The organism is Nocardia sp. IFM 10818, assembly GCF_054655275.1.
Genome location: NZ_BAAHJH010000001.1, coordinates 5,847,258 through 5,873,325, shown reverse-complemented (window position 1 = coordinate 5,873,325; position 26,068 = coordinate 5,847,258). Strand labels below are relative to the sequence as shown.

General features: G+C 64.4%; 21 protein-coding genes. 7 read left to right on the top strand and 14 right to left on the bottom strand.

Going from position 1 to position 26,068, the window contains the following annotated elements; translation table 11 throughout:
* Positions 1–51: 51 nt before the first annotated feature.
* From ACYQ5L_RS27345 to ACYQ5L_RS27330, 4 genes are read right to left on the bottom strand one after another with little or no spacing between them, the layout of a single operon-like run.
* Positions 52–2,283, bottom strand: coding sequence for a 3'-5' exonuclease (locus ACYQ5L_RS27345; protein WP_459961129.1), 2,232 nt, complete (start codon positions 2,281–2,283; stop codon positions 52–54).
* The gene (locus ACYQ5L_RS27340) at positions 2,283–6,842 is read right to left on the bottom strand and encodes a helicase-related protein (RefSeq protein WP_459961128.1); all 4,560 of its coding nucleotides are present in this window, start codon (positions 6,840–6,842) and stop codon (positions 2,283–2,285) included. Before ACYQ5L_RS27340 ends, ACYQ5L_RS27345 begins: the two co-directional genes overlap by 1 nt.
* Positions 6,843–6,885: 43 nt before the next feature.
* A complete protein-coding gene (locus ACYQ5L_RS27335; protein WP_459961127.1) occupies positions 6,886–7,578 on the bottom strand; it encodes a hypothetical protein in 693 nt (230 codons plus the stop codon).
* A complete protein-coding gene (locus ACYQ5L_RS27330; protein WP_459961126.1) occupies positions 7,484–8,638 on the bottom strand; it encodes a DEAD/DEAH box helicase in 1,155 nt (384 codons plus the stop codon). Before ACYQ5L_RS27330 ends, ACYQ5L_RS27335 begins: the two co-directional genes overlap by 95 nt.
* Positions 8,639–9,010: 372 nt before the next feature.
* Here ACYQ5L_RS27330 and ACYQ5L_RS27325 point away from each other — a divergent pair, with 372 nt between their 5' ends.
* The 4 genes from ACYQ5L_RS27325 to ACYQ5L_RS27310 are packed head-to-tail and all read left to right on the top strand — an operon-like array spanning position 9,011 to position 11,386.
* The gene (locus tag ACYQ5L_RS27325; RefSeq protein WP_459961125.1) at positions 9,011–9,340 is read left to right on the top strand and encodes a WXG100 family type VII secretion target; all 330 of its coding nucleotides are present in this window, start codon (positions 9,011–9,013) and stop codon (positions 9,338–9,340) included.
* Positions 9,341–9,342: 2 nt separating this feature from the next.
* Positions 9,343–9,630, top strand: a complete 288-nt coding sequence (locus ACYQ5L_RS27320; protein ID WP_459961124.1) for a WXG100 family type VII secretion target — start codon at positions 9,343–9,345, stop codon at positions 9,628–9,630.
* Entirely contained in the window at positions 9,627–11,123 is a 1,497-nt protein-coding gene (locus ACYQ5L_RS27315; protein ID WP_459961123.1) for a WXG100-like domain-containing protein, read from the top strand. The genes ACYQ5L_RS27320 and ACYQ5L_RS27315 overlap by 4 nt, the downstream gene beginning before the upstream one ends.
* A complete protein-coding gene (locus ACYQ5L_RS27310; RefSeq protein ID WP_459961122.1) occupies positions 11,120–11,386 on the top strand; it encodes a hypothetical protein in 267 nt (88 codons plus the stop codon). The genes ACYQ5L_RS27315 and ACYQ5L_RS27310 overlap by 4 nt, the downstream gene beginning before the upstream one ends.
* A gap of 31 nt (positions 11,387–11,417) precedes the next feature.
* On the opposite strand, the gene ACYQ5L_RS27305 is transcribed toward ACYQ5L_RS27310, so the two are convergent.
* From ACYQ5L_RS27305 to ACYQ5L_RS27290, 4 genes are read right to left on the bottom strand one after another with little or no spacing between them, the layout of a single operon-like run.
* Positions 11,418–12,287: a hypothetical protein gene (locus ACYQ5L_RS27305; RefSeq protein WP_459961121.1), complete on the bottom strand. Its 870-nt coding sequence runs from the start codon at positions 12,285–12,287 to the stop codon at positions 11,418–11,420.
* A complete protein-coding gene (locus ACYQ5L_RS27300) occupies positions 12,284–12,478 on the bottom strand; it encodes a hypothetical protein (protein ID WP_459961120.1) in 195 nt (64 codons plus the stop codon). Before ACYQ5L_RS27300 ends, ACYQ5L_RS27305 begins: the two co-directional genes overlap by 4 nt.
* Before the next feature lie 49 nt (positions 12,479–12,527).
* Positions 12,528–12,716, bottom strand: coding sequence for a hypothetical protein (locus ACYQ5L_RS27295; protein WP_459961119.1), 189 nt, complete (start codon positions 12,714–12,716; stop codon positions 12,528–12,530).
* Between the two features lie 4 nt (positions 12,717–12,720).
* The gene (locus ACYQ5L_RS27290; protein ID WP_459961118.1) at positions 12,721–12,912 is read right to left on the bottom strand and encodes a hypothetical protein; all 192 of its coding nucleotides are present in this window, start codon (positions 12,910–12,912) and stop codon (positions 12,721–12,723) included.
* Positions 12,913–13,126: 214 nt separating this feature from the next.
* On the opposite strand from ACYQ5L_RS27290, the gene ACYQ5L_RS27285 reads away from it, so the two are divergent.
* Positions 13,127–14,014, top strand: a complete 888-nt coding sequence (locus ACYQ5L_RS27285; RefSeq protein ID WP_459961117.1) for a helix-turn-helix domain-containing protein — start codon at positions 13,127–13,129, stop codon at positions 14,012–14,014.
* The gene (locus ACYQ5L_RS27280) at positions 14,011–14,220 is read left to right on the top strand and encodes a DUF397 domain-containing protein (protein WP_459961116.1); all 210 of its coding nucleotides are present in this window, start codon (positions 14,011–14,013) and stop codon (positions 14,218–14,220) included. Before ACYQ5L_RS27285 ends, ACYQ5L_RS27280 begins: the two co-directional genes overlap by 4 nt.
* A 72-nt stretch (positions 14,221–14,292) precedes the next feature.
* On the opposite strand, the gene ACYQ5L_RS27275 is transcribed toward ACYQ5L_RS27280, so the two are convergent.
* The 6 genes from ACYQ5L_RS27275 to ACYQ5L_RS27250 all read right to left on the bottom strand — a co-directional run bounded on the left by ACYQ5L_RS27275 (position 14,293) and on the right by ACYQ5L_RS27250 (position 25,384).
* Positions 14,293–15,504, bottom strand: coding sequence for an HIRAN domain-containing protein (locus ACYQ5L_RS27275; protein ID WP_459961115.1), 1,212 nt, complete (start codon positions 15,502–15,504; stop codon positions 14,293–14,295).
* A 148-nt stretch (positions 15,505–15,652) separates the two neighbouring features.
* On the bottom strand, positions 15,653–16,126 hold the full coding sequence (locus ACYQ5L_RS27270; protein WP_459961114.1) for a macro domain-containing protein: 474 nt from the start codon (positions 16,124–16,126) through the stop codon (positions 15,653–15,655).
* Between the two features lies 1 nt (position 16,127).
* The gene (locus ACYQ5L_RS27265) at positions 16,128–20,720 is read right to left on the bottom strand and encodes an Eco57I restriction-modification methylase domain-containing protein (protein WP_459961113.1); all 4,593 of its coding nucleotides are present in this window, start codon (positions 20,718–20,720) and stop codon (positions 16,128–16,130) included.
* A gap of 2 nt (positions 20,721–20,722) precedes the next feature.
* Positions 20,723–23,608 carry a helicase-related protein gene (locus ACYQ5L_RS27260; RefSeq protein WP_459961112.1) on the bottom strand — a complete coding sequence of 962 codons (2,886 nt, stop codon included), beginning with the start codon at positions 23,606–23,608 and terminating at the stop codon, positions 20,723–20,725.
* Between the two features lie 148 nt (positions 23,609–23,756).
* Positions 23,757–24,770 carry a hypothetical protein gene (locus ACYQ5L_RS27255; protein WP_459961111.1) on the bottom strand — a complete coding sequence of 338 codons (1,014 nt, stop codon included), beginning with the start codon at positions 24,768–24,770 and terminating at the stop codon, positions 23,757–23,759.
* Positions 24,771–24,862: 92 nt separating this feature from the next.
* On the bottom strand, positions 24,863–25,384 hold the full coding sequence (locus ACYQ5L_RS27250; protein WP_459961110.1) for a DUF4365 domain-containing protein: 522 nt from the start codon (positions 25,382–25,384) through the stop codon (positions 24,863–24,865).
* 147 nt (positions 25,385–25,531) lie between these two features.
* Here ACYQ5L_RS27250 and ACYQ5L_RS27245 point away from each other — a divergent pair, with 147 nt between their 5' ends.
* Positions 25,532–26,050, top strand: a complete 519-nt coding sequence (locus ACYQ5L_RS27245) for a hypothetical protein (protein WP_459961109.1) — start codon at positions 25,532–25,534, stop codon at positions 26,048–26,050.
* Positions 26,051–26,068: the final 18 nt, after the last annotated feature.

Sequence of the window (26,068 nt, the reverse complement as noted above, 5' to 3'; positions counted from 1 at the left end):
GATCATGATGTCGATGTCCCCGCGCCCCGCGGGGACATCGATGTTCGGGCCTCAGCCCAGGAGTTCGGACTTCTTACCGCTCCACGTCACCACCAGGGCATCCCGCGCCCGGCTTGCCGCAACGTACAGCAGCGAACGCTCCCGCAGCAGCGCTTCGGACTGCTCCTCCTCGGGCACCGTATTGAGAGCCGCCCTGGATGGCACGTGCGCTTCGTCGATACCGGCGAGAATCACCCGCGAGAACTCCATGCCCTTGGAACGATGCATTGTCAGCACCTGGACATGCCCCGAGGTCGCCGGGTTGTCATCGAGCGCGCGGGCCTCGACGCCACGTTCGCCCAGTGCGCGCACGAATTGGCTGCGGTCGTTCTGCCCGCGGGTGAGCACGGCGATCGTCGAAGGCTCGACCTCTTCGGCGATCCACCTCTTCACCTGGTCGGCAACCTCATTGAGCTCGTCGAGGGCCGAATCGCACGCGCGCAGTTCCGGTATCGGTCCGGTCCGGGCGGATCGGTAGCCGAAGGTCGACTCATCCGCGTCTTCCAGGTCGTGGTACTGCCCGCCGGAGAGGATGTCGACCGCGAACCTCAGATTCTCGGCAGTGGTGCGGTAGTTCAGCGTCAGACGACGTGACCGGCCCCGGATCTTGATTCCCAAGCGCCCCAGCACCACCGGCTGACCGTAGATTCGCTGATGGGAATCCTCGGCGATGAACAGATCATTGGGTCCCTCGGCCACCAGGGTCCGCAGCAGCGCCCAGTGGGTCGCATGCAGATCCTGCGCTTCGTCGACGAGCACGTGGTCGGCGAGGAACGGCGCGCCCGAATCCGCGCACTGCCGCAGGTATTCCGCGGCGAGCGCTAGGACCTCCGGGAAACTGAGACTGCCGTCCATGCGGCTGCGGCGCCGGTAGGCGTCCACCAGTTTCCACACGGCCATTCGCTGCGGGCGGCTCAGCCGCACGCCGCGCCCGGCGCGTGCCACTTTCGCGTACTGCTCCAGCGTGGTCACCTTGTTGGCGAGGACGACCGCGACGTATTCGTTGTCGAGGAACGCCGGCGTCGCGAGGCGATGATCCAACCCGCTGCTGACCGTCTGCACGACATCTCGCCACACCTTGTCCTTGTTGGTGCGGGCTGAGGTCACATCGAAGCGGGCGCCGAACAGCGCTTCGGTGGCCGCCCCGAGGTCCCCGGCCTGATTCAGGATGTCGCTGGCGAGTTTGTCGATGCCCTCGACGTAAACCCCGGGGTCGCCCGGCTTGTGCGCGATTCTGATACCGGGCTCGAGCATCTTCAGATCTGTTTTGAGCCCCATCGCGAGGGTCTTGTTGAAGGTGGTCAGGACGATTCGGGCATCCGGGTTCTTTCTCCACAGGTTCCGGGCGCGATGGATAGCGACCACCGTCTTACCGGTGCCCGCGCCACCGGATAGCCGGAACGCGCCGTTGAAGCCCTTCTCGGCATAGGTGCGCTGTTCCGGATGCAGGAAGATGCGCCAGGCCGCGAAATCGCCGCCTTCGATGACGCGGCGCAATTCCTCGGTATCGTCGCCGACATAGGTGAACTGCATCTTCGACACCGGATGATCGAGCGCGGCCATGATCTGGGAATCCTCGTCGAGAGCCTCGTCGACCGGGTTCTCGTCGAGCCGGAATTTGTCGCGGATGTCGTCGATGCTGATGCCGAGCGCAAGGTCGAACAACGCGTGGCCCTGCCAGCTGCCCGCCTTCTCGGCTTCGGCGGCGAGCTCGGCGATGGCGTCCTCATCGGTGGCGGCGAGCGCCCGCTCGGCGAGGACCGGATCGAGACCGAGCTGCTCGGTCAATTCGGCGAGCGTGTACCCGACGAGGTACGGCTGCTTCTGCTCCGCGACGGCCTTGCCGATCTCCCCACGCACATCGGGCACGACCGAGCGCTTCTTGCGATCGGCCTCGCCATTGAGTTCGCCGATGATGCCTTCGAGGGTGCCGGTGATCGGATTGACCCGCAGCGTCGAGCGCTCGGCCAGAGCATTGGCCTCGTCGTGGTTCCACGTACCCATGTAGATGTAGGTCGTGTCACCGCCTTTGGGATCGATCCGGAACAGGATCGCCCGATACTGGAGGTCGACTCGCCCCGTCCGCACCCGGGAATCGACGGCTCCCTTGAGCGGTTCGATGTGCAGGCCGGGTGTGGTGTCGTCGACTTGCAGCTTCTCGAGGAAATCCCACACCTTGCGTTTGATGGACCCGTCGAGCTTCCCCATGGCCTTGGTATTGGTCGCCATCACGATATTCGGCATCACATCACCCCGTTCGTTTTCAAGATCGCCACGATCTGCGCCGGATCCGGCGGGCAGATCGTCCACCCGAGCTCGGACATCGTAGAAGCCGTGTCCGCGTAGTCGTTGATCAGCACGCCGATCCGGGCGTCCGGCCAACCCAGATCAATGACTTCACCCTCGTCGGTTTCGAAGCCCAGCATCGGCACAGGCGTCCCGGCTTCGGCCAGCGCGAGCACGAGTTCCTTCTCCGCGGTGGAGATGGTTTCGGCCAGTACTTGCTGCCATGCGAGGGAAAGATTGTCCCCCGTCGCGACCGGCGTGTGATCGGGTGTGGCGCTGTTGGCGGAGAGCAGGTTTCGGGTGGTGACGAGGTTTCCGTCACTGAGTCCGAACCAGTTCGACAGCCGTAGCCACTCCTTCCATGCATCGCCGTTGCGAAGCTCGAGTTTCTCGTCCCGATCGTCCAGGGCGAGAACAGCCGAGATGGTCTTGGTGTCCGTGCGTAGCGCTGCTGTGACGGCGAGCGGGCCGTCCGAATACGACCAGCACGCATAGGTTCCCGGAGCGAGCGACGGCTGCTTGCCGTCGAGAATGTCGAGCGCCCATTCGGCGATGCCGGCGCCGTCGCCCTTGGCCTGGTCCTTGCGCATGAACATGAGCGGCAGCCAGCGGCCCACATTCGCCCATGCTTCCCGGTCCGGATCGCAGATGAACTCCAGGAGCTGGGTGATCGGGTCGGCGGTGGTGGCCAGCTTGAACACCGCGGGCTTCAGCGTACCGTTGCTCATGGTGAGCTTGGCGCGTTGCTCGGTGTACCAGGAGGGCTGCACCGGCTCGTTGTTCTTGAACCGCTGTAGATCCTCATGGCCGAACGACCAGACCAGGACCGGGCCGGAGCGCAGGTTGGCGCGCTTCTGGGCGTCGTCGGCAACCCGGTTGGTGTCCTTGCCCGGCATGGCGTGGAAGCTGCGGCCGTCCGCGAAGATCGCGATGATCGGGATGTTCGAGTCGACGGTGCTCAGCTCGAAATCGGGTTTGGCGTTGCCCATCAGCACCTGGGGGATGAGCGTCCAGGTGCGAATCTTCTTGCCGGGCAGCGTGATCGTGGCGGAGTTGCCGTAGGTTCCCGGCTTCTCCTTGACGGTGGCGCCCATGGCGCGCAGGCGCTTGATGAACTCGACGTAGAATTCGCGTTCCAGCGGAGATTCCTCGCTGCCGACCTTCTTCGCGGGTTCTTCCTCCGTGATGAACTCCGCCCACCGCTCCCATACGGGCTCGATGTCCTTCGAATCGAGCAGCACATCGAGCACCTTCGCGGCGGTCTGGCGTGACACCTTGTCGAGTTCGTGCGGAGGTGCGAAGGGGAGCAGGCACCGGTGGCAGGCGAGTCGGTCCTGTTGTGCGCATTCGCAGTTCTTGACCACCTGGCGCGCCGCCACCAGCACCGACCACACCTTCGCGGCGTCGGCGAATTCCGCGAGGTAGCCCGTGCCGCCGGGCACGGTGTCGTGGATGAGCAGGGCCCGCTGGTTGGGTGCGTGCAAGGCGTCGGTGATGGTGACGACGTCGAGGTGTTCCGGGGAACCGCCGATGACCTGCCGCAAGCCGAGCAGAATCGCCGCGCTCAGACTCGGGTGCGCGAACTGGTCGTATTCGAGCCAGCTCGGTAGGTGCAGCAGCACGGCCTGGGTGCGCAGGCTACGTGCGAGAGCGATTTCCCGGACGTGCTTTTCGTCGGTCGCCTTGCGGTATCGGCACCAGCTGCGGTGCTCGTTCGGGCGATTGGTTCCGGCATAGCGGTCGAGCTGGCCGCAGCCCGAGCAGACTCGGAACAGCCCATTGGTCGTCTCGGTCCCGGCGATGGTGCGCTTGCTGCCCTGTGAGGTCCTGCGGCCCATGTTCAACCAGCGAATGTCCATGCGCCGCAGGTATTCCGCGCCGAAATCGCGATTGGTGACGAACCAGCGTTTGGCGATATTGTCCGGATCGATGTCGGCGGCGGTGATGACGGTGAAGGTCTCCCGCTTGCGTTCGTCACGGGCGTCGCTGATGGAAGCTTCGTCGCGCCGCACCTCGGCGGAGACCCGCGACATCTCGACCACCTGCAGCTGCTGGCTGATGTCGGCGATGGCCCCGGAGTGGCAGCGCGGGCACTGGACCGGGGCGGGCGCTTCCTCACCCGCGTGCCTGATGCCCGCCCAGCCGCACTGCGGGCACATCCGCCAGGTGTGGATGTTCGACTCGCCCGCGCCGAGATCGACGGCATCGATCTGAACGGCCAGCCCCTGCGCGTAAAACGTTGCGCCGGGTGCCAATTCGGTGAGCGCGACGCGGGATCCGCGCTGATAGCTTTGCGAGTCCCCGGTGTACTGATTGGTATCCGGGTCGATCCAGGTGATGCCGACGTCCAGGGTCACCGAATCGTCGAGCAGGGTGTAGTTGGGCAGCACGCCGTAGCGTTCGAGGACGCCGACCCAGTGCTCGGTGGTGAGTCGGTTGATGTGCGCGCCGAGCAGGCGCATGGTGCCCTGGGCGGTGCGCAGATCGCGCCGGTCGTCGTCGGTGGCGGCCGGTGAGTTCGCGCGCTGCTCGAATTCCGGCAGGGCGGCCTCGATGGCGGTGCGGCGTGCGGTGAGCTCGGTGACATCGCGGTTCCACCGGTGCACCGCTTCGCGCAACTGCGCGACCAGACCGCTGGGTGCGCCGCCGCCGGGCGGTGTCGCCCAGGCGCGCAATGTTTCCCGGGTGCCGGCGTCGAGCAGGCCGCCGAACTGTGCGAGGAATCCGTCGACCAGCTCGTCCGCATCCTCGTCCGCGGTTTCGAGAAGCGTTGCCATCCAACTGCCTTCATCGAAGCCCGCGAGCACCGCGCGCGCGGCGACCGGGTCCTCGGCACCCGGTTGCCGGGCCAGCCTGTCGACGATGTGGGCCACGTACTGGCGTTGCAGGATCTCCTCGGCGGTGAGGAAGGTCGCGGGCGGGCGGACATCGCCCTGGATGACGGATTTCGGATCGTAGAGCTTCGGCAGGTGTTCGCCGCGGCCGCGAACGAAGGCGAGGACCAGCGAGTTGCCGGTGAGGCGGCCCGCGCGCCCGACGCGCTGGAGATACGACGAGACGGTGCGCGGCATGGATCCGAGCATGACCGTGGACAGGTCGCCGATGTCGATGCCCATTTCCAGGGTCGGCGTGGCGACCAGGACGTTGGGTGCGGTCGGGTCCGCGCCGCCGCTTTTGAACTTGTTCTCGTATTCGAGCCGGGTCTTGGTCGGCAGCAGGGAGGTGTGCTCGCGGGCGACCACCCGCTTCATCTCCGAGGAGTCGTAGAGGGTGCGGTAGAAGTTGTCCTTGCGGGCGGCGCGGTGCAGGGTTCCGGGGCAGCGCACGAGAAGGCATGGGGCGCCTTCCAATTGGTCGACGACAGACATGGTGCCGGGGTTGGGGGTTTGGCATACATCGCAGACAAGGAGATGCTTGCCGCCGAGGAGGTCATCGGGCTCGGGTACGCCGACGAGGACGGCGTCCTCGCCGAGTTCGTAAGCGGTGTGGCCGTTCTCGGTCAGCGCGGCGGACAGGATCCGCTGCTCGGCCAGCACGGAGAAGAGGGATCTGGCCAGGGCGCCGCCCTCGGGTGGGGAGACGTTCAGACACTGTGAGGCCCAGCGGGCGTACCACGACGAGGCCGCGGTGATGGGGTCGAAACCCTCCGGGATGGTGCGAGAGCCGAACGCGGGGAATGCCGGAGCCGGACGCCCTTTGGGAAAGGCGGGCATACCTTGCCCCTTGGGGCGGCCGCCCCACACCCATCGCCGATTGGCGTCCTTCTCGACGAATTTGCGCAGCCACGGATGCCGGATCGCGCCCTGGGTGCGCATGCGTTCGACGGTCCCTCGGACCCAAGGCAGCACCGTTTCGGAATCGGCCTCGTTCAGGTTCAGCTGGTGTGCCGTGGCATTCAGCGCCGCCATTCCGAGGCGGCGGACCCGTTCGGGTGAGCCGAGGTCGACCTCGGCGACCACGCTGCCGGTGAGTTCCAGGGTGCGGCCGAGGCGGGATTGCAGACCGAACTCGAGGTCGATGTCGAATTGCAGTCGCCGCTGCACATTCCGGCTCGCCTTGCGGCGTTCGGCTGCCGGTTTGTCGAGCTGCCAGAAGGCGGTGAATTCGTCGTGCTCGACGATATCGGGGGCCAGCAGATGGTAGCGGCGCATGGGGTCGCTGCCGGCTCGTTCGATGACCGCCTGGCACAGTTCGGTCAGCGTGATCATGCCGGAGTCGGAGTTCGTGTCGCCCAAGGCGTTTCGCAGCGTGGAACGCAGACTCAGGGTGTGTGAGCGGACCTGCACGAAGCCCGCGCGGTGCGCGGCGTCCTGCACGCTGTCGGTGAACATCAACGCCTTCTTCTCCTCGGCGTCGAGTTCGGCGTCGCCGAACATGCTCGACAAGGCCACCGACAGCTGGGTGGCCACGGCGCTACCGAGGAATCGGATGCCGTCGACGCTGCCGCATGCCGGGCACATATCGTTCTGCGAATTGTCTTCGGCCTCGGACCCGTGCAGCACGAGGATGGGCAGCACCCGGCCTTCCAGGACCTCCGCTCCTTCGGAATCCGGTTCCTCGTCACTGATTTCGCGATCGTCGATGCGTAGCCAGCGCAGCCCTCGACCTGCTTGCCGAGTTGAGCCTCCATGGCGCCGAGATCAGCGCGCGGAAGCGGGCGCCGCCGGAAGCGTGGTGGGCGCGAATGGATTCGTCGGAGACGTCGAGTGAATTGCCGGTCGGCGCGAGGCGAGCGCCCCAACCGGACCGCCCGCAATGCCTGCAGAACAGGGCGGGCAGGTACATGATGCTCGGATCTTCGGCGGCGCCGTCGTCGGCCCAGTGGTAGCTGGTGGCGTTCGAGACGGCTCGGTCGATCCGGGAAAGTTCCCGAATCCACAGGTGCACATCGACATTCAGCGCACTGCGGCCGATCTCCGCGCGCAGGTGCGACAGCGCGGCGAACAGGTAGTCGAGGTAGCGCCGGCGGGCTGCGCGAGCGCGCGGGGAGTCCTGCTCCGCGGTGGCGGCGGGGAAGATCGTCTCGGTCAGGTCGGCGAGCGATACCGCGTCGACAGCGGCGGTGAGCAGCGGGACGAACACCTCGCCGTGCCCCTTGAGCATGTCCAGCTGTTCGGTGGGCTCGAGCATCCGCAGATCGGCAGCGGCGCGGCGCAGGTCATCGCTCGGATTCTCGGTGCGCCGGAACAAGGTGGCCAGCACCGCCGCGGTCAGCGCCGCATTGGACGGCGAGTCCGCGGCGAACTTGTCCAATTCCGGGAGAGCGGTCTCGATCAGCGGGAGTATCGGTTTGTAAAGGCCATCCAGCGTGGTGCCCCGGTCGGCGAGCCACTCCATGCGGCGTCAGGCGGGTTTCGCCGATCAGGGTGTCGGCCGTAAAGGTCTCGCCGAACACGGTGTGCGCGAAATCGAGCATTGCCGTCGGCGCGGCCTTGGAGCCGAGGGTCGCGGAGGTGGCGAGGGGCGTCATGCGCCCGAGCGGCCGCGCCCGGTCCTCCGCCGTGACCGGGGATGCCTCGGTCCAGTGCGCTTTGACGGTCAGACCGAGTCTCCGCAACAGCATCGCCACGTCGGTGCCCTGTGCGCCGTCATAGGTGTGGAACTCGTCCAGTACCACGTACTGCAGCGAATCCGCCGATTTGCGCCACATCTCCGCCCGGTCGGGCCGCAGCAGCAGATGGTCGAGCATCTTGTAGTTGGTGAGCAGGATGTCCGGCGGCGAATCGTGCATGAGCCTGCGATCGGTGATCAGCCCGTCCGCGGAGACCATGGTGCGGCCGCCGGAGGACTGCTCACCGGTATAGAGGCCCGCGGTGACGCCCGCGAGCTCCGGATTCGTGGTGATCAATTTCGCCAGGCGCTGTTCCTGGTCGTTGGCCAGCGCGTTCATCGGGTAGATGATCAGCGCCTTCATCCCAGTGACCCCGGCCTTCTTGGCCCGGATCACATGGTCGAGGATCGGGATGAGGAACGATTCGGTCTTACCCGAGCCGGTGCCCGTGGTGACCAGGGTCGGCTGCGGCCGCTGCTGGAACTTCGTCGACAGCCGTTCGAAAGCCCGCGCCTGGTGGCCGTAAGGCGTGAAACCCTCGGGCCACCAGTCCAGATGCATCCCCCAGTTGCCGCGCGCCGACGCGAACGGCAGGCGCAGCCGCACATACGGCCCCTTGAACATCCCCGACACCGGGTGCCCGACGAAGTCGGTCAGAGCGCCCTGCGCGTCCGGATCGGTGAGTGCGAAAGTAGTAGCGAGGTAATCGGTCAATCCCTCCCGCAAACGGTTGGCCTGCAGGGTCGGTAGGAGGGCCCCCATGGTCGCCTCGGTTCCTTGTCTACGTCATGAAATTCGGACAGGACTTCGAATCGATTCGATCAGCCCGCCCGAGGCGAAACAGGTGCGGGCGTGGGAAATCCCACCTGTCTGGTGTGACCGGCGCCTCGCTGTGGGCGAGGGTTCCGCAGTGGCTCTTCGAACCGCCGTCGGGGCCAGGTCACGCCACTCCTTCATCCGCAAATTGTCGTTCGCTCAACCATAACCTAGGTCGCTGCACTTAACCCCGGCTATGCACTGGCGATATGGCGCTCGCCGCGCGGCTTAAGCCAGTTGGCGACCGCTTACCGGCGGTCTTCAGCGGAGTCTTACCCGACTCGCAACCGGTGATTGCTGGAAGTTAGCCTCTTGGGTATGGCAGGAGAGGTTGCTGTCACCCCGGTGGAGCTCCGAGCAACCGCGGACCAGCTTGACCAGCTGGCGCGGGAGATCGCCGATTCGGTGGACAAACAGATGCGTGAAGTTCGCGCGTTCCTCGGCGCGGACTGGCAGGGTGCGGCCGCGACCTCCCATGAGAATCCGTGGACCGACTGGGAGGACGGTGCTCGCCGCATCGTCGGCTCCTTCCGCACCGATGCCGGGCTGCTGCGGCAGGCCGCCGCCGAATACACCGCCACCGACCGAGCCCGAGCCGGATCGATCGAGGCGGCCGGGTCCAGCCTCGACCTCCCACCGGTGGTGTAGCCGTGGCCGACTACCGAGTGGACCTGACCGGATTGCAGCGGCTGATCGACGGCGCCGCTGCCCTCGAATCCGCCATCGAGGACCGAATCGCCGAGATCGAGAAACGCGTCGACGGACTGCATGTCGACTGGTCCGGCGAGGCTGCCGTCGCGCACAAGGCCGCGCACGACGAGCGCGTCGCCGCGGTCGCCGAGATGCGCGAGGCGCTGCGTGACCTGCGCGGCAAACTACACGCCGCACACAGCGCCTACGGTGCGGTCGGCCCCGCCAATCAGGGGATGTGGCCGTGACCGTTCCACTGATTCTCTGCCGAGCCGACGAATACAACTCCGCCGGTGAGGTTTTCGGGGAGATTTGTACCGACGGTCAGGCCACGCACACAAGTCTGGTGGGTGTACTGGCCGCCAACGCGGGTATGGCCGGCAGCGACAGCGTCGGAGAGGAATGGGCGGCCGCCTACGACCAGGCCGCCGGGCTGGCGCTGTCGGCTTCGGGGCATCTCGCCACCGCCTGCGGGCAGACCCGTGATCTGATCGCCATCTCGGTTCACAATCATGCCGTCGCGGAGGCCGCCGCCGATCACGGCAACGTGTCACCTCCGACGCCACCTCAGCTGCTGCCTACGCCCTGTCTGATCGACTCCGTGGCATCGGCAGCGGGTGATGGCATCCCCGAGCCGTTCGGCTGGTCCATCGTCAAAGACCTGGTGGGGTGGGCGTGGCCCAACGGTCATCAGGACCAATTGCGCTCGGCTGAAACAGCCTGGCACACAGCAGCTGCCGACTATCGTCTGCTGGCGGCCCGGGTTCCCCGGGCTGTGGGTTTGCTGCAAAACCAGCAATCCGACGAGATCCCCGCGGCCATCGGTGCGTGTACCGAACGCCAATCCGACCTGACCAACCTCGGTGACATTTATCAGCTGGTGGGTGACGCCTGCGGTGAGTATGCCCAGCACCTCGACGATGCGCATCACGAAATCCTCGAAGAACTCCAGGAATTCGCAGTCGAGTTCGTCGCCGGCGAGGTTGCCTTCGCCGTGCTCGCACCGGTCACCGCCGGCCTGTCGGAGGTTGTCGGCAACACTGCCATGGCCGCCCGGATCGCGGTGAAGGCCCGCCGCATCGCCACCATCATCGCGAACCTCGCGACCAGGGCACGCGCCATCGCGACCCGGATCACCGAGACTCTCGTCGGCCGGGCGCGAGCGCTCGCCGACAAGGTTGGCCAATGGGTTGACGCGGCAAGACCCAAGCTGCTCCCGTTTCTTCGCCGTGGAGAACCCGACAGTGGCCTGACGCAGCAGGTGGCGGACGATATCCTCGCCACCCCGAAAGGCTCCCGCCCCGACCCCACGACGTACCTGTCACCCGACTACGTCAAATACCACCTCGCCCAATTCGAGGACGGCGCAGTGCGTTTCCAAAGCGAGACGGGGCTGGCGAAATACGGTATCGGCCAGCGCGACGGAACATCATTCGTCATGCCCAAGGCCGAGGCGGACGCCCTGCTCGTAGCGACCAAAGGGGACCGGGCGGCGCTCGAGAAGGCGCTCGGGCTCCAGGACGGGTTCCTGCAGAACAACACCCTCGTGCGCGTCGACATCCCGGACCCCAACGCGCACGGCTTGCGGATACCATCGGGCAACGAGGCTGGCGCGAACTCTCAATGGATCCCCGGCGGAAGACTGCCCGGAGATGCCCGGGAGGCGATCATCGACGCACCCGGAATGACTTCGGGCGTCGACTACCACGTATCAGTTGTCACGACAGGTGGAGCGAAATGAAATTCGACGATAAGTTCGTGTCCCGGGACCACTGGTTCTCGCTCGGCATCGAAGAGGAGACCGGAAAGCACTATCTGTCCATCCCGGTCAGCGCTCAAATCGTGGACTACGAAGAGTATTACGAGATCGACCAGTCCACTTTCGACAAGTTCATGCACGACCCGGCCAGCGCAGTCGAGTTCGCCGAAAAATGTCGACGTCAGGAGATGGACTCCCTACTCATCATTCCGCCGCTTACCACCAACCGCGGCACAGCGGTCTGACGCATTTACCGGGTGGAGGATCTCGAAGCGGTCATCGCTGCCAGATCGTCAGGCTCAGGGAGACACTCCCGAACGAATTATCCACGGCGACAACCCTGATGGCGACCATGAAACTGGACGCAGTGGCGCAGATGGACTGGCCCACGAAATCGCCTGCGTCCAGAAAGGATCCATTGATGTAGCGACTGGCGTTCTGACAGTCGTCATACGATGGATTCGAGCCGCTGAAGAATGCCTGACGAGTCGCACCCTGCACGTGGAGTTGCGCATAAGTCACGCCGGTCACGGCGAGCGAGATCCCGGTTCCGTGCGCATCGCCGGGTGCGGGGCACTGCGGCAGCGGCTTGACGATCATCGATTGTCCGACAGGTAAATCCACGGCCGGGCAGCTTGCGATCAGCATGCCTGCTCGGGCATCGTCCGGAGTGTCCGCGCCGGTCGGATCCACGGCCTTGGGTGCGGGAGCGGTGGGATACACCGAGGGTGCCAGGGTGACCGTGGTAGGCGGGGGCTGGGCGGTTGTTTCCGACCGGTTATCCGTCGCGCGGCCGAGGAAGAATCCGGCGCCGGCCAGCGCGGTGATCAATGCGGCGATCGCCGTAATCCATACCGGCCCAAGCTCGATGATGCTCGGTCGCGCCGGGTCCTGCCGTCGTCCCGGCGGTTCGCTGTCCGGCGGTTGGCCGTCCGGTGGTCGCTCACCGGATGGTTGTCTACCGGGTGATCGTCCACCGCGTTGGCGCTGGCCCTCCGGTGGACCGCTGGTGCTTCCATCCACCCGTCCCAGCGTAGCCACGTCGAGTCGGTCGGGCGGTGAGATCATCACCGGCGGCACTGATCTCGATCGGCCTCCGTTGTGCGGGACCATCGGGACCGGGTTCGGCCGATCCACGATGGTCATGTGCAGTGTCGGCCGGTCGCGGCGGCCCGCCGGTAGCGGTCCTCCCGTTCGAGGCGGGCCTGTATTTCGGCGACGGTGGTTCCCCGCTCGAGCCGTGCGGCGTGCCCGGCGCCGCGGACCGCTGTGCTCAGCCAGGCGAGGATGATTCCCATTCCGGTGCCGAGCATGAGGTAGGTGAATTCTCCGATCATTGTCCTGCCTTACCGTTGGTGGTTCGCTGTGGAGCGGGTGCGGCCGCCGCTACCGGCGTGGCGACCAGATGTTCCAGGTGCTGTGACCGCGCTTCAGGTACGGGACCAGGTCGCTGAAATAGCGCTTCGCCTCGCAATCGTCCGGGCAGTCCTTATGCCGGTTCAAAGCATGCTGTGCCACTTCGAGATTCAAAACCGGATAGTCGGGCATTTGATGGAACGAAGGATTGTCAAGCATCGGCTCAGCTCCCGATGTGCGGGGCATCGGCGGGCACCAGTTTCCCCGCTGCGATCAGTTTCTGTCTGGCCTGCGCCTTCGCCGCGCAGACCGAGATCGGACAATGCCTGTGCTCTTGCATGATTCGATGCGCGCGCGGTGTCGTCAGCGTGGATTCGGACACCTTGGCATGGTTGATCGGCGGCAGGTCGAGCATCTCGGGTCACCTCCCCAACGTTTCTCTGCGGTCAATTCTGTTCGGGCCGACCGGATTCCCGGTCTCCGTGGAATACGGCAAGTACACTCCCAATCACATTCGTTTGAAATCGAAAAACGCGCGATCGGGTCGTAGTAGCACCGCTTTTTCTGCACGGGTGTTTCCACGGCAGGGCTTTCCATAATCCAGTGCATCCGATAGTGAGGCTAACGAGATGGGGACCGGATCGACGCTCGCCCGCAGAGCCTTGGGCCGGGAGTTGAAGCGTCTACGAGAAGCGAAGAAGTTGAACCAGTCCGCCGCAGGTCGGGTCATCGGGGTATCACCGCAGACCATCGGGCGGATGGAAGACGGGTTGCCGACCAAGGTCTCCGACCTCTACATCAACGCGCTGTGCGACGCGTATGCGGCAACCGACCCGGAAAGGTCAATGCTGTTGGAGCTCGCACTCGAGGTTCGGACGACCCAGAAGTCCGGCGGCCGCTGGTGGCGCGCATATGCCGACGAGATGAACGCTGGCTTCGACCATTACATGGGGCTCGAGGACGGTGCCAGCAAACTAGCGGTCTGGAAGTTGGCCATCGTTCCGGGGTTGCTCCAGACGCCTGAGTACCGGCGAGCCGTTGCATGGACTGAGTACCCCGGCAAACCATCCGACCAGGTTGAGAAGCGCGTCGAAATGGCCGTGCGGCGGCAGGCTCGACTCGAGGAGCCCGATTTCATGGTGGACATCGTCTTGTCGGAGACGGTTCTGCGGGATCAGATCGGCGGCCCGGGTGTGATGGCCGACCAACTCGAGAGACTGGCAGATGTTGGGCAGCAGCCGAACCTGTCGGTACGAGTGGTGCCCTTCGATGCTCCGGGGCACCTTGGCTCGCGCGTGGGATCGTTTGTGCTACTGGAGTTTCCGAAGTTGTCCGCCACGGGATTGACCGAGCCGCCGATGGTCTACGTGGAAGGATACGCAGGAGACTTGTACCTGGAACGGGAGACCGAGGTGACGCAGTATCGGAACGCGTTCGCTGAGATCAGCCGGGTAGCGTTGAATGAGACCGCGACCAGGCAGCTTGTGCTGTCGATAGCCAAGGAGTATCGGAAGTGAATATCGAACTGTCCGGAGCCATCTGGTTCAAGTCGAGTCGTAGCAGTTCGGGTGGCGAGTGCGTCGAGGCGGCCCACCTGATCGGGGGCAAGGTCGGCGTGCGGGATTCGAAGCTGGGAACCGCCAGCCCGGTGCTGGTCTTCGACGGCCCGGCGTGGGACCGGTTCAACCAAGCCGTGCAGGCCGGACGATTCGACCCAGTCTAGGCAGCCGACGATCGGCCGTCGAACCACGATGGAATCGCCGGATGGACGGATGTCAGGCCGCTGATTCGACGACTATCGCGTGTTGAACTCCTGTGCCGCGCCGAAATCCGAATCGTCGATGCCCAGCAATGCGTCGACGAAGGGTTGGGCTTGGTCGAGCGGAGCCGTCGAGGTGAGGCTGGTCGCGGTGAGTTGCGGTGCCTGAGTTGGTAATCCGCTCGAGGTCAGCAGCCGCTGTCCCGTGGCGAGCACATCGGTCGCGGTCCGCGACTGCCATGCGGTCAGTGGCTGGGCGAACTCGATGGATACGGTCACGACCCGGTCGGCGGGGGATTCGGTGACGGTGATCCGGCTGCCCATGGCCGTCGTAGCGGTCTGTACTTCCACGGCCGGCGCGTCATCGGGATTCGTTGTGGCGCCTCCGATGGCGTGCGCCGGGCGGGGTACGCCGCGTGCGGGAATCGTCACGGGCGGCCCGTTCAACACCTCGGGCGATAGCTCGAACGCCTTCTGCGCCCGCAGCGACACGGTCGCGGACACGGGGGAGGCGTTGAGCACCGCGAACATCGCGGGTGTCAGCCCGCGCGCCAGGAGATGATCGACCGCGGGGAGGAACTTCTCACTCATCGCGGGCGTCAGCTGCCCGATGTGCGCGCCGTCGAGGCGAATCTCGGCCAGCCGTTTCGTAGTTCGCGCGGTGCGCTGCTCGATCGGCTCCATGGTCACGATCAGCGAGCCGACGCCGTTCGGTGGCCGGTAGTGGCCGAGCACATCGAAATGATCTGCGGTCTTCGCCACCTGCACCGAACCGCCTTGCGGGAGCAGCGTGTACGGCTGCGCGGGGGGATCGTTACAGGGGATCATGGTGTCCGGGTCCGCGATATACAGGTTCGCGTTCACATGGAGCGTCCGTATCTTGCGACCGTGGTCGTCCCAGTCGTCGTATTCGCGCGCCCACACCCGCGTGTTCACCGTGGGGATATACCCCTGACTCATCAGCTCCAGCAGTGGAGCCTGGAACCGCGCGGCATCCTCGCGGGGCAGATAACCGATCGTCCCGCTCTCGCACCGGACCGACACCGCATTCCGATCATGCGGGTTCTCCGGCTCCGGAATGAGCTGAACCGTCCGATTCAGCTCGGAGCCCGCGGGATCGAAGCCCCGGCCGAACATCTGCCGCACATTGTTCAGGTACGCGTGCGTCCCGACCACCTCTTGCCCGGCCCAGCCGTCGGACGGCGTCCACAACGGGTACGGTGTCCATCCGCCCGCTCTGTTGTGCATAAGGTGTTCTCCTGTTCCGGCCATTCTGTGAAAGCCTGTGCGCGCGAGCTCTATCCGGTTCTGCGGTCGACGTGGGCAACTGTGAGATCGGAGGGTCTTGCCGAAACGTTCCAGCAGGATTCGCCACGTGTTTCGGCAAGACCGGCAGTCAACTGCGGGCGGAGACGTCTGCGGGCGGGTAGACGAGCACATCCACCGTGTCCGCGACGGGCCCCAAGGCCCTCTCGATCAGTGGCGCGACCTCACCCCAGTCCAGCCCGCCGAGTCCACAGCCCAGCGGCGGCACAGCAATCGACCGAATGCCGAGCTTCTCGATCACGGCAACCATGTCCGCAAGCCCTGCCTCGATATCCGAAAGCCGACTCGCCGAGCGCCAATGCCGCTTCGTCGGAAAGTTGACGATGAACCGGGGGCCGTCCGGCACCCCCGTCTCCCACGCGAACATCTCACCAACACGCACCTGACCGGATTTCGCCGCGCGCTCATACGCCCGGAACATCTCCGGATAGGCGCGCTTGAACTGCAGGGCGAGCCCCTTACCCATGACGCCGACAGTATTCACCGGATTTACCAGCGCATCCGCCTCCGCCCGGAGCAGATCGCCGTGCTCCTCCCGGATCACGTCATTCCTCCATCCCCGCCAGCAGCGCGGAAAAGTGCTTGTGCGCAAGCTCCATATCGCGTTCGCGGTCTACGCCGACGAAAGGTTCCTGGTATGTGATGCCGTCGACGGTGAGATCGGACGGCTTCAGGGAACCCCTCTTGCGGTACTCGGAAGCCAGCTTGGTGGGAAGCTGTCGGCCGTTCGCATCGTAGAGGGCCTCGCGTTCGTACCTCTGCAGGACGGGGAACTGAGTGCGGTAGATCGTGACGAGTTCGTCCGCGGTTATGCCGAGCATGATGGCTACGAGTGTATCGATCTCAATTAGGGCTTGACGACGGTCGGCTGCACGTCGAAGCGGTACAGCCGGACTCCATTTCTGATCGACCGCACCCAGTTGCGCGCGATTCGCGTAATCCACGCCGACATGGGGGGTCCACGAATCCAGCTTCCAACTGGAGTCGAACAGGTCCTCCCACAGCGTGGAATACGGTTTGACGAGGCAGTTCATCCGCAGTGTGCGATGGACCAAGTGAGGAGTAAGGGCGTGCTCGTAGGGAAACGGTATCTGTGACCAGGTCGAAGCCTTGATGTGCCCGCTGCCGATGACCTTGACTAGAAAGTCGGTCACGATTGAGTGACTCACGCCGACAATGAAAGCAAGTTGAGAGGGCTGATCAATCAGGGTGAAGGTCTGGACTGTGTTGACGTGGGTCGGTCCGGGTGGTATTAGCGCGGAATGCATTGTTCGGACATTTCCGGTTTCTGCCATCTCGCGCCATGCGGCACGAAAGTAGTCGCAGCTGGGTTGATTATTCCAATGAGGGTATGCCGCGATGTATTCATCGTATGGTCTAGCGATCTGGTAGCTCGTACGTGGAATGAATGATTCGCCGACTGATTCGAGATCGATAAGGGAAGTGTCCAGCCGGTTTCGCATCGTCTCGTTGGGCTGCTTGAATAACGGTGTGCCTACGCTCAAATGCGGACCTTGGAGTATCACTCCCCGCCAGTTATCCGATACTGCGGAGCGGGCTTCGAAGTAGCCCTTCTTTCGATCGGCGGATTCATGCCACCCTTGTGACCAGTTCTTTACAACATCGCCAAGCCTCGGCGCCATTGCAATCTTCTGTAACACGTCCTCGCTCGCGCGGTTCACTGGATAAAGCATGCGCGCTTCACTTGGCGGAGTTCCGGGTTCATCGACGAGGCTTGCCCATGTTGTCAACTGTGCCTCGGTTATATGGATTATTCGCTCCGCATGAGGGCGAATATCCCACCTTCCGTCCGCATCTTTTATGCCTGGTGCGGAGCCTGAACCGTCGTGTTGAAATGACCTTGTGACTGTCTCGGGATGATAGAGGGTCGACCCGTGCAGGAAGTTTATTGCAGACGGTTGCGCATAGATGTGGATACCGAAAATATTGTGATGGTCAATTTCGAAAAGGCTAAGCTCGTTTCGGAACTGCCAATGACGCCGCAGTCTTCGATAGGTTTCTCGTCGCAGCATGGCTGCCCGCAGTTCCGTGAAATGACTGTCGGGGTGAATGAGTGCGACAGTTCCGTTCGGCTTCATTGACCGCCATGTTTGCTCCATGAAGCACCGATATAGGTCCGGCTGCAGCCCTGTCAGCGCTGGCCGATAAATGCTGGATCCAAGGTGTTCATTTGCTCCGGCTTGCTCAGCGCGCTCATCGAGCAATGCAATTAGGGCTCCAGTGTGCGACAATGTCTCGTCACGCTTTCGGCGCTTGACGTCCTCGGCGGGCTTGTCCGTCAACTGCCACCAGGGATCGACCTCGGCAAGCATTCCTGCTTCGTCCCATCCTGGTCGCACCCAGGGCGGATTGCCAACCTGCAGATTGAAGCCGCCTCGTGTAAATGCATGTGCGAAGTCGAGTTCCCAATGGAAGAAGCCCGCGCGTTCGGCAATTTCCTGCGCAACGGCCAGCCATGGGAATTGATGGATTACCTGGCCCACGGCAGCGGCTTGGGAAAGCAGCAGGTCGTTCTCTTCAGCTACGTCGAGTTCCTGCCAGTTGGCGTCGCGGCCTATGCTCAGCTGGCCGCGGCGTTCGGCGGCGGTTTCCTTCGGCGCGATGCCGAGAACGGCCTCCAGGCCGCCGACCCATGTGTCCCAGTCCGGTGGCTCGGTGTCGGTGGTGAGCGGCCAGGACCAGATGGCGCACCAGGCGTCCATGACACGCCGAAGGCGCTGGTAAGCGCCGTTCGGGTTATTGAGAACGTTCTCGATCTGCTCTCGGGTTACGACTGGGGTGTGTTCTACCGGTTCCGAGCCCCACAGGTGGAGGTCTCGCCGGATCTCGGCCTCCGCGATCTCGAGTCGACGTGAAGTGAACTCCCACAGCCGTTCCGCACGTTGAGCCAAGGCAGCTAGACGCTTGATGATCGCCTTGCTTGGCGACTTGCGAATCTCATTGCGCCAAAGGCGCAGTTCTTCCCGCTTCTCCGGGGCATAAGTCTTGGCTTCGGCAGTGTCGACTACCGCACCCCAGCCCTCAGCGGGCAGCAGGAAATGGTGAATGCCCGTGCCGATCTCTTCGTCGAGAGGGACGTCAGTGGCGGGTGTCTTCAGCCAGGCTTTCTTTGCGAGGAGGTTCGGTGTGTACACCGCTCGTCGAGCTCCGATGAGCGAATTTCCGCGCCGCAGGTGCAGACCGAACCAGGGTGCCTGTAAGCCTGCAACCATGGTGTCGAGCCACAGCGAGATTTCGGCTAGTTCGACGGCGGTGGCGTTGAGATCGACTCCGTAGACTTGGTGAAGGGCGATGTGCGCCTTCACCTTCTGGAGTTCGATCGGGTACTTGTCGGCGTCGATTCGCTTGCCGAGGTCTTCCTGCTTGCGCTTCAGGTACTCGGTGGCGAGTTGGCGGACGGCTTCGATGGCGAAGGCGCCGGAGCCCAGGGCGGGCTCGCAGATGGTGAGTTGGAGGATTTCCTCCGGGGTGGTGCGGGTGCCGTTTTGGTCGAGGAGTTCTTCGAGGGCTTGTGAGACTACGAACTTGGTGAGCACCTCGGGGGTGTAGTACGAGGCGGATTGCTGGCGTTCGCGGCCGGCGAGGCGGAAGACGAAGGTGCCCTTGCGGTGGACGACCGGCTTGAGTTCGTGGGTATTCGGATCCTCGGCGCGGACGAAGTCGGATTCGGAGAGGTGGTCGGCGCGGGTTACCGGGACTACCCAGGAGCCCTTTTCGGGGTCGCCGTTCTTGGCTACCTCGAACAGATCCTCCTCGGCGAAGAAGCCGGTGTAGGACATCAGGCCCTCGTAGACCGCGCCCAGTTGGTTGATGCCGAGTTCGGCGTAGCTGATGAAACCGCGGTCGGCGCCCTTGCGGCCCTTGCTTTCCTTGGTGAGGAGGAGGTGTTCGAGGACCTGCTGGGTGGCTTCGTTGCCGAGGCTTACCTCGTCGATGAGGGCGGTTGCCTTGGGGGAGAACAGGTCCGCGCGCAGGGGGTTGAATTCGAGGCCGGGGGCGGGGTCGTCGGTGATGTGTTCGCGGGTCTTCGGGGTGTGGCCGGTGTCGACGAGGTCGAAGAGTTTCTTCAGGGAGTCGTAGAGGTGGGTGCCGGTGCGGGCGCGCTGGGAGACGAGTTCGGTGAGGGTGAGTTCACGGAGGCGGTCGAGGCCGTAGCCTTCCTCGTATTCGGCCGCGCCGGTGGGGAGGACCTGCATTTCGGGGGAGGCTTCGGCGTAGAGCAGGAACAGGATGCGGTAGAGGAAGCGGAGGGAGTGTTTGGCGAGTTCCTGGCCGTCGATGCCGTCCATGGTGAGGTCGCGTTCGTGGCGGCGGCGGACGACCTCGTTGGCGATGATCTCGATGGAGAGGCGGATGCCTTCGCGCAGGTCTTTGGAGACGCCGACCGTGTGTTTGACGGAGTCTTCCAGGGCGCCGGTCCACCAGATATTGCCGTCGGCATCCTCTTTGAGGGCCTGGTAGCCGAAGATGGCCGCGACGCGGTCGATTTCGCCGCCGCGGGCCTCGTGGCGGCGTTCGGCGACGACGAGCATGTCCACGGCCAGGTAGCGGCCTTCGGCCCAGCGTTCGGCTTCTGCGAGGAGTATCCACTGGCCGGCCTGGACGACGATGAAGGCGGGCGGGGTGTCGGAGCGGAAGGCCGCGGAGACCGCCTTGGAGACGGCTTCGATCGGCTTGCCGTCCTCGGTGCCGGGCGTGATCAGCCAGCCGGTCTCGGGATCGAGGAGATCTTCGATGGCGGAGACCGGGTTCGCTTGGAGGAAGAGCACATTCGGCACGCCGGGGAGTTGCGCGTCGGGGATCTCCAGATCGGACCCGGCGCGTTCGGCGGTGAAGGAGGTCAGCTCACCCTGGTAACCAAGGGCCGCCCGGACCTGCGCGTGCGCTTTGGGCGCTGCGTCCGGGTTCTCGGCGAGACCGGCGAGGGCCGTTTGCAGGTCACGGGCGGCGGCCAGCAGGGAGGCACGGACGGTCGGGCGGTCCTCCTTGGCCTCGGCGTCCCAGAGCTTGCGCAGCTCCATCACCTTGCCGTTGAAGGACTCCTTCGTGGAGTCGGTGGTGAAGTAGTGCTCGCTGATCCAGTCTTCGCCGATGACGATGGAATCGAAGGAAGCCATGATTACAGATCCTTACCGGGAACGATCACGAGCAGGGGACGCACCAGCTGCTGGGTGGGAGCGAGGGATTCGGCGAGGCGTTGTTCCTCGGCGATGCGCTGGGACAGTTTGCTCACCTTGTTCTTGCGGCTGCCGAACAGCTCCAGTTGCTCCGCGCCCGAATGCCAGCGGTCGGCGCGCTTACGCCATTGGGCGAGACGCTGCTTCGCGAATTCCTCTTGCTCGTCGAGAGCCATCTTCATGACATCGGTGGCGCGTTCGACGGCCACCGGGACGAGCCTGCGGTACTGCTCCGGCTCGGAGACCGGACCCGGATTCGCGGTGCCGGGCTTCAATCCGGTTTCGGCGATGAGGAAGTCCAGATCTTCGAGGGGTTCGACAAGACAGAAGACCGGGTTATCCGGATTCGGGAATACGGCGGTGGAGAAAACACGGGAGATGAGCTGGCCGCGCCGGTTCATCAGGGTGCCCATCAGCAGCATGGTGACCGCCTCCACCTCACCGCGGATCACGTAGATCTGATTGCGGCCCAGCGCGCTCAGCGCGCGATCGCTCGCCCAGTCCAGCACCGGGTGCAGCGGTCCGAGGAAGTGCGCCTCCGGCCAGGTGGTGTCATTGATGCCTTTGCCCTGCCTGGCGGCGCGCAGCTGTGCGTCACCGACAGCCTTGGACGTGGCCAGCTTGAGCCGCTTCAGCACTTGACCGTGCTGAAGATAGTTCTGCGGCAGCTGCCCGAGCCGCTGGCACAGATCCTTCGGCGGGATGAGCTCGGCGATGCCGTGGTTGGCGTGGACGGTCCAGCCGATGCCGCCGGCCGCCGGATCGGCATGCGGCACATCATTGAAGGCAGCCCGCAATGCTTCGTCGAGGAAGCTGATGTCATCCGCGTAGAGGCTTTGGCGCGGCGCTTCCGGCAGCGCGGGCGGCTCCTCTTCGCTCAGATCGAACTGGGCGAAGAAGGCGTCCACATCATCGCCTTCGACGACCTCCTCGATACTGCGCACCTGCTCCTCGAGGGTCGACTTGCCCGCCAGCACATCCCGGATGGCGGCTTCCTCGTCGCCGACGCTGTGCTTGCCCATCAACGAGGCCACGTCACCGAGCGTGGTGTGAGCCTGGTTCTCCCGCTCCAGCAGGCGCGACAGCACGCGCAGATCACCGGAGAACTCGGGATCGGACGGCTCCAGGATGAGCGAGGAGATCACCGGCGGGAACTTCTGCCCGTACCGGTCCACGCGGCCGTTGCGCTGTTCGATGCGGATGAGCGACCACGGGATGTCGTAGTGAATCAGGTTGTGGCACTGCGCGTGCAGGTTCACGCCCTCAGAGGCAACATCACCGGTGACGAGCACCCGGATCGGTGAGGTCTCCAGCTTGAAGCTGTCCACGATGTCCTGCTGATCCACATCGGAGAGCCCGCCGTGCAGCATGACGACGTTCTCCGGCTTCAGTCCGAGCGCACCCGGCAACAGCTCGGTGAGCCACTTCAAGGTGGCGACACGTTCGGCGAAAACCACCGCCCGCATGGCGGATTTCGGTCCGATGCCGATCTCACGGAGTCGCTCCACCAGCGCGGCCTGCTTACCTGCGGACTCGTTGAACGCCTTGGCATTCAGCTCGGCCAGCCGGTCCAGCGCCGCCAGCTCGCCCAGCTGTTCCGGTCCGCGCGGAGCCTTCTTGTCCTGAAGCTTGTTGCGCCGCTGGTCGATTGACTCGTGCAAAGCGGCCGGAGACGACAGGAACGCCTTGGCCAGCGTCCACGGGAACAGGGCTTTGGTTTCCCCCGAGTACGGTGAGCTGCCGGAGCGAGGATGCAACCAGACCTGGGAAAGCTCTTGTGCCACCGCGTCTTCCGCAGGCGACGGAGTAACCAGCCGGTGCACCGGTTCGGCGCGCTCGGCCCAGTCGCTGCCCACCTCGGCCGCGACCTCCGGATGATGCCGATGCCGCCGGATGAGCAGCGTGGCGACATCGTCCTTGGTGAACGAGCCGTCGGCGGCGACCGCTGTCGGATCCAGCAGACGCAGCAGCTCCGCGAACGATTCCTCGCGGCCGTTGTGCGGGGTGGCCGAAGCCAGGATCAACGCCTCGGTGTTCGGGGCCAGTACCCGGGCGAGCTCATTGTTCTGCGTACCCACATTGGTGAGGTTGTGCGACTCGTCGATCACCACCGCATCCCAATGCTGGCGTTCCAGATGCGCTTTGTAGCGGGGACTTTTGAGGGTGTCGATCGAGATGATCGCCCGCTTGTAATAGGTGAACGGGTTGCGTGTCGCCGGAAGCTTCTGGCGCACCTTCTGAATACCGGCCGAGTCCAGCCGGACGAACGGCAGCGCGAACCGCGTCCACAGCTCGTGCTGCATCTGCTCGAGCACATGCTTCGGTGTCACGATCAGGATGCGTTCCCCGCGTCCACGGCGCACCAGCTCGGACAGGATCAGCCCGATCTCGAGCGTCTTACCCAGGCCCACCGCGTCCGCGAGCAGGATGCGCGGCCGGATATGCTGCGGATCAAGGGCTTTCGCGACGGCGGCGCGCTGGTATCCGAGGGAGTCGGCCAACATCCGGGTCGACACGGTCAGCGTCTGATCGCCGTAGGGGAACGGCGTCTTGCGGAGCAGCGATTCGAGCCACAGCCGCGAATCCCGGTAACCGGAGGAACCGTCCGCGACCACCTCGGCCTTCGCCGGATCGAGCACCTCGATGTCATCGAGGCTGGAATAGAACGTCGCGGTCGTTTCGGCCACCAGTTCGGACAGACCGCGCACCCGCAACAGCCAGCCGTCGGAGCCCTGCTCGGCCGAGGTGACCAGCCACTCCTCGTCCCGCACCACGACAATCGAGCCGGGTGCGACTTTGAGGAGATCGTGCTCTTCGACAACGGTCATGAATGGCGCTCCTGGTGGGTCAATGGTCTTTGTTCAACTTAGTGTCGGTTGATGGCGAATACGTGTTTCCGCAGGTATCGCCCTTGTCGCGTCCGATAGTTCGCAATTGTCGTGAGTGAAGTGGGTCATGGTCGCGACGGACCGCGCCTTACAGCACTTCGAACCCGTCCGGGTCGGGGCGCATCTCGAGGCGCTTGCGCGCCGGGGTCAACTCCCCGCGCACCCGCAGTGGCCGCTGTGTCTCCTGCGCGGCGAATGCACGCCGATAGTCCTCTTGCGACAACACAATCCAGATCGAGCGCTGAAACGTGTCCGCTCTCGTCTGAAGTTCCCCTTTGACACGGACGCGGGGCTCCTCGTTCGCATGCCAGTCCAGCGTCTCCACCATGCCGGTAATGGTGGCGTGCCCCGATTTGGCGAGCTTCTCGAGCTCCGAACTGGCCGACACCAGTGCGCGCACCATGTGGTGGCTGAATGACAGGGTGCGCGAGGGCAATTCCGCCGTCTCGGAGCGTGCCCACGCAATGCCGATCTCGAATGGCCGATTCTTCTCAGCGCCACCCAGATTGCCCAATGCGGCGCACAGATTCGCGGAAACCCCCTCCTCGACCGCATCGTCGAAACATCCGAATCCGGCATCACCACGTGTGACGCTGGCCGCGGCCGCGTGCGCGGCGTTCACCGCTTTGAAGAGGCCGGTCGTCACGACACGTCCAGCCAGCTCATTGCTCCACTCGGCGTCGAGGGTCAATTGGGCGGGAGTTGAAACCGGGACGCGGGCGTCGAAGATATAGCTCCCAGGGCGCGTCGTCCCAATCCGAACCCGTTGCAGGAAGTTGTCCACCTGCTTGGAGCGGGGGCCGACATAGAGCAGGCGCGTTCCGAGTTCAACCGTCTGCGCCGAGACCTTCAACAGATCGTGAATGCCCTGCATCGCTTTGAGCGCCGACGGGAGCGGAATCGTTCCGCTCGGAGTATCCGGTTGCAGCCGGAACGACGGGATATCCATCTCGGGCTCGGCGATGTCGAGTGCGACCTCCCAAGGTGCGCGACCTTCGATGTTCGCGAGTTGACGGACCGCGGTGTGCAGGAGTTCCGCATCGTCGGGATACTCCAGACGAGCCGGCACGAGCAGCCGTCCGACCTCGACTTGCTCCCACACCTGAGCTCCGCGCCACGTCCCCTCCCGTCGCCATCCGCGACTGGCCAGATACCCGCTCAAGGATGCGGGCGCTATCGGCATCAACGGTTCGGTCATGGCTCGTGCACTTCCCGCAGCGGTGCGAACAACTCGAGCAGCGTGTCGACAGTGAGCAGATTTGCCTCGGGCACCAGCACCTTCTTGTGGGCGATCGTGCTCGGATCAGGAATCTGTTCCTCGTCCTCCAGCGAGCGCCAGTATGCCGCATGAGCCAGCATCAGCCCGGATTCCGCAGCAACCGCATATCGCGTCGAGCAGTCGGGGACGACGACGAGAATCAGAAACCGCGGCACCCGCCGCCTTCCAGCGAGCGCGTTGAACTGCTTCTCGGTCAGGCCACGGTAGTGCCAGTAGCCGTCTCGGCCTTTCGGTTTCGACCAGCTCTTGACCTGTACCTCCATCCGGGGAAAGTCGCCCTCCCGCTCGGTCGGCAGCGTCAGTTGCAGATCGATGCCGGTGCAGTCCGGATAGGGCTTGGCGGCCTGCAGTCCGGCAGCCGCCGCGAGAGCCTGGACGAAGCACTCGCCATAGAACCCCTGGTGGTCCTTGTCGCCCAAATGCCACTGGCCGCTCAAGGCTGTCGTCGCCTCCCCATCATCGACCGCGCCACCCGAACAAGATCTACTTCTCAACGTTAGACGCAAGCAAGCGCGGGCGTCATGCGGTCGGCGAATATCTTTGTGTGTGAAACAAGAGGATGCCTCTGGTCATGGGAGATTGGGATGTCGCCGGCGAACGCGTACCTGCTGATACTCAGTGAACGGGAGGCTGTTGCGTGGGTACTGCGCGAATCGCGCATGGCCTTCCCCGCCACGAACCGCGCCGAGGTGAACCGACTGCAAACCGGCGATCGTCTGCTGCTGCTGACCACGCGTGGTTGCTGGCACAACCCCACGCGGGATCGGACCAGGGTTATAGGTTCGGCTGAGGTGAGCACCCGGGTCAGTATGTACGACGCGCCCGTGACGATCGCCGGGCGCGATTTCACTCGTGGCTGCGGTATCACAATTCATCAGCTGTGCCCCTATCTCGTCGGGGTAGATCTCGCAACGCTGCTGCCGAGGTTGAATGCCTTCCCGGACAAGCGTCCAGGGGCTTGGTCAATCCGGCTCCGCCGTCCGCTGCTGCAGGTCGATGACGCTGACGCGACACTGATCGGTACTGAGCTGGACGGGGTCGCAGGCCTTCCAGATGAACTCATTCCCGACTATCTGTCGAAGATTCGACCGGTCAAGCGCTGAACCGAACAGCTCATTGCT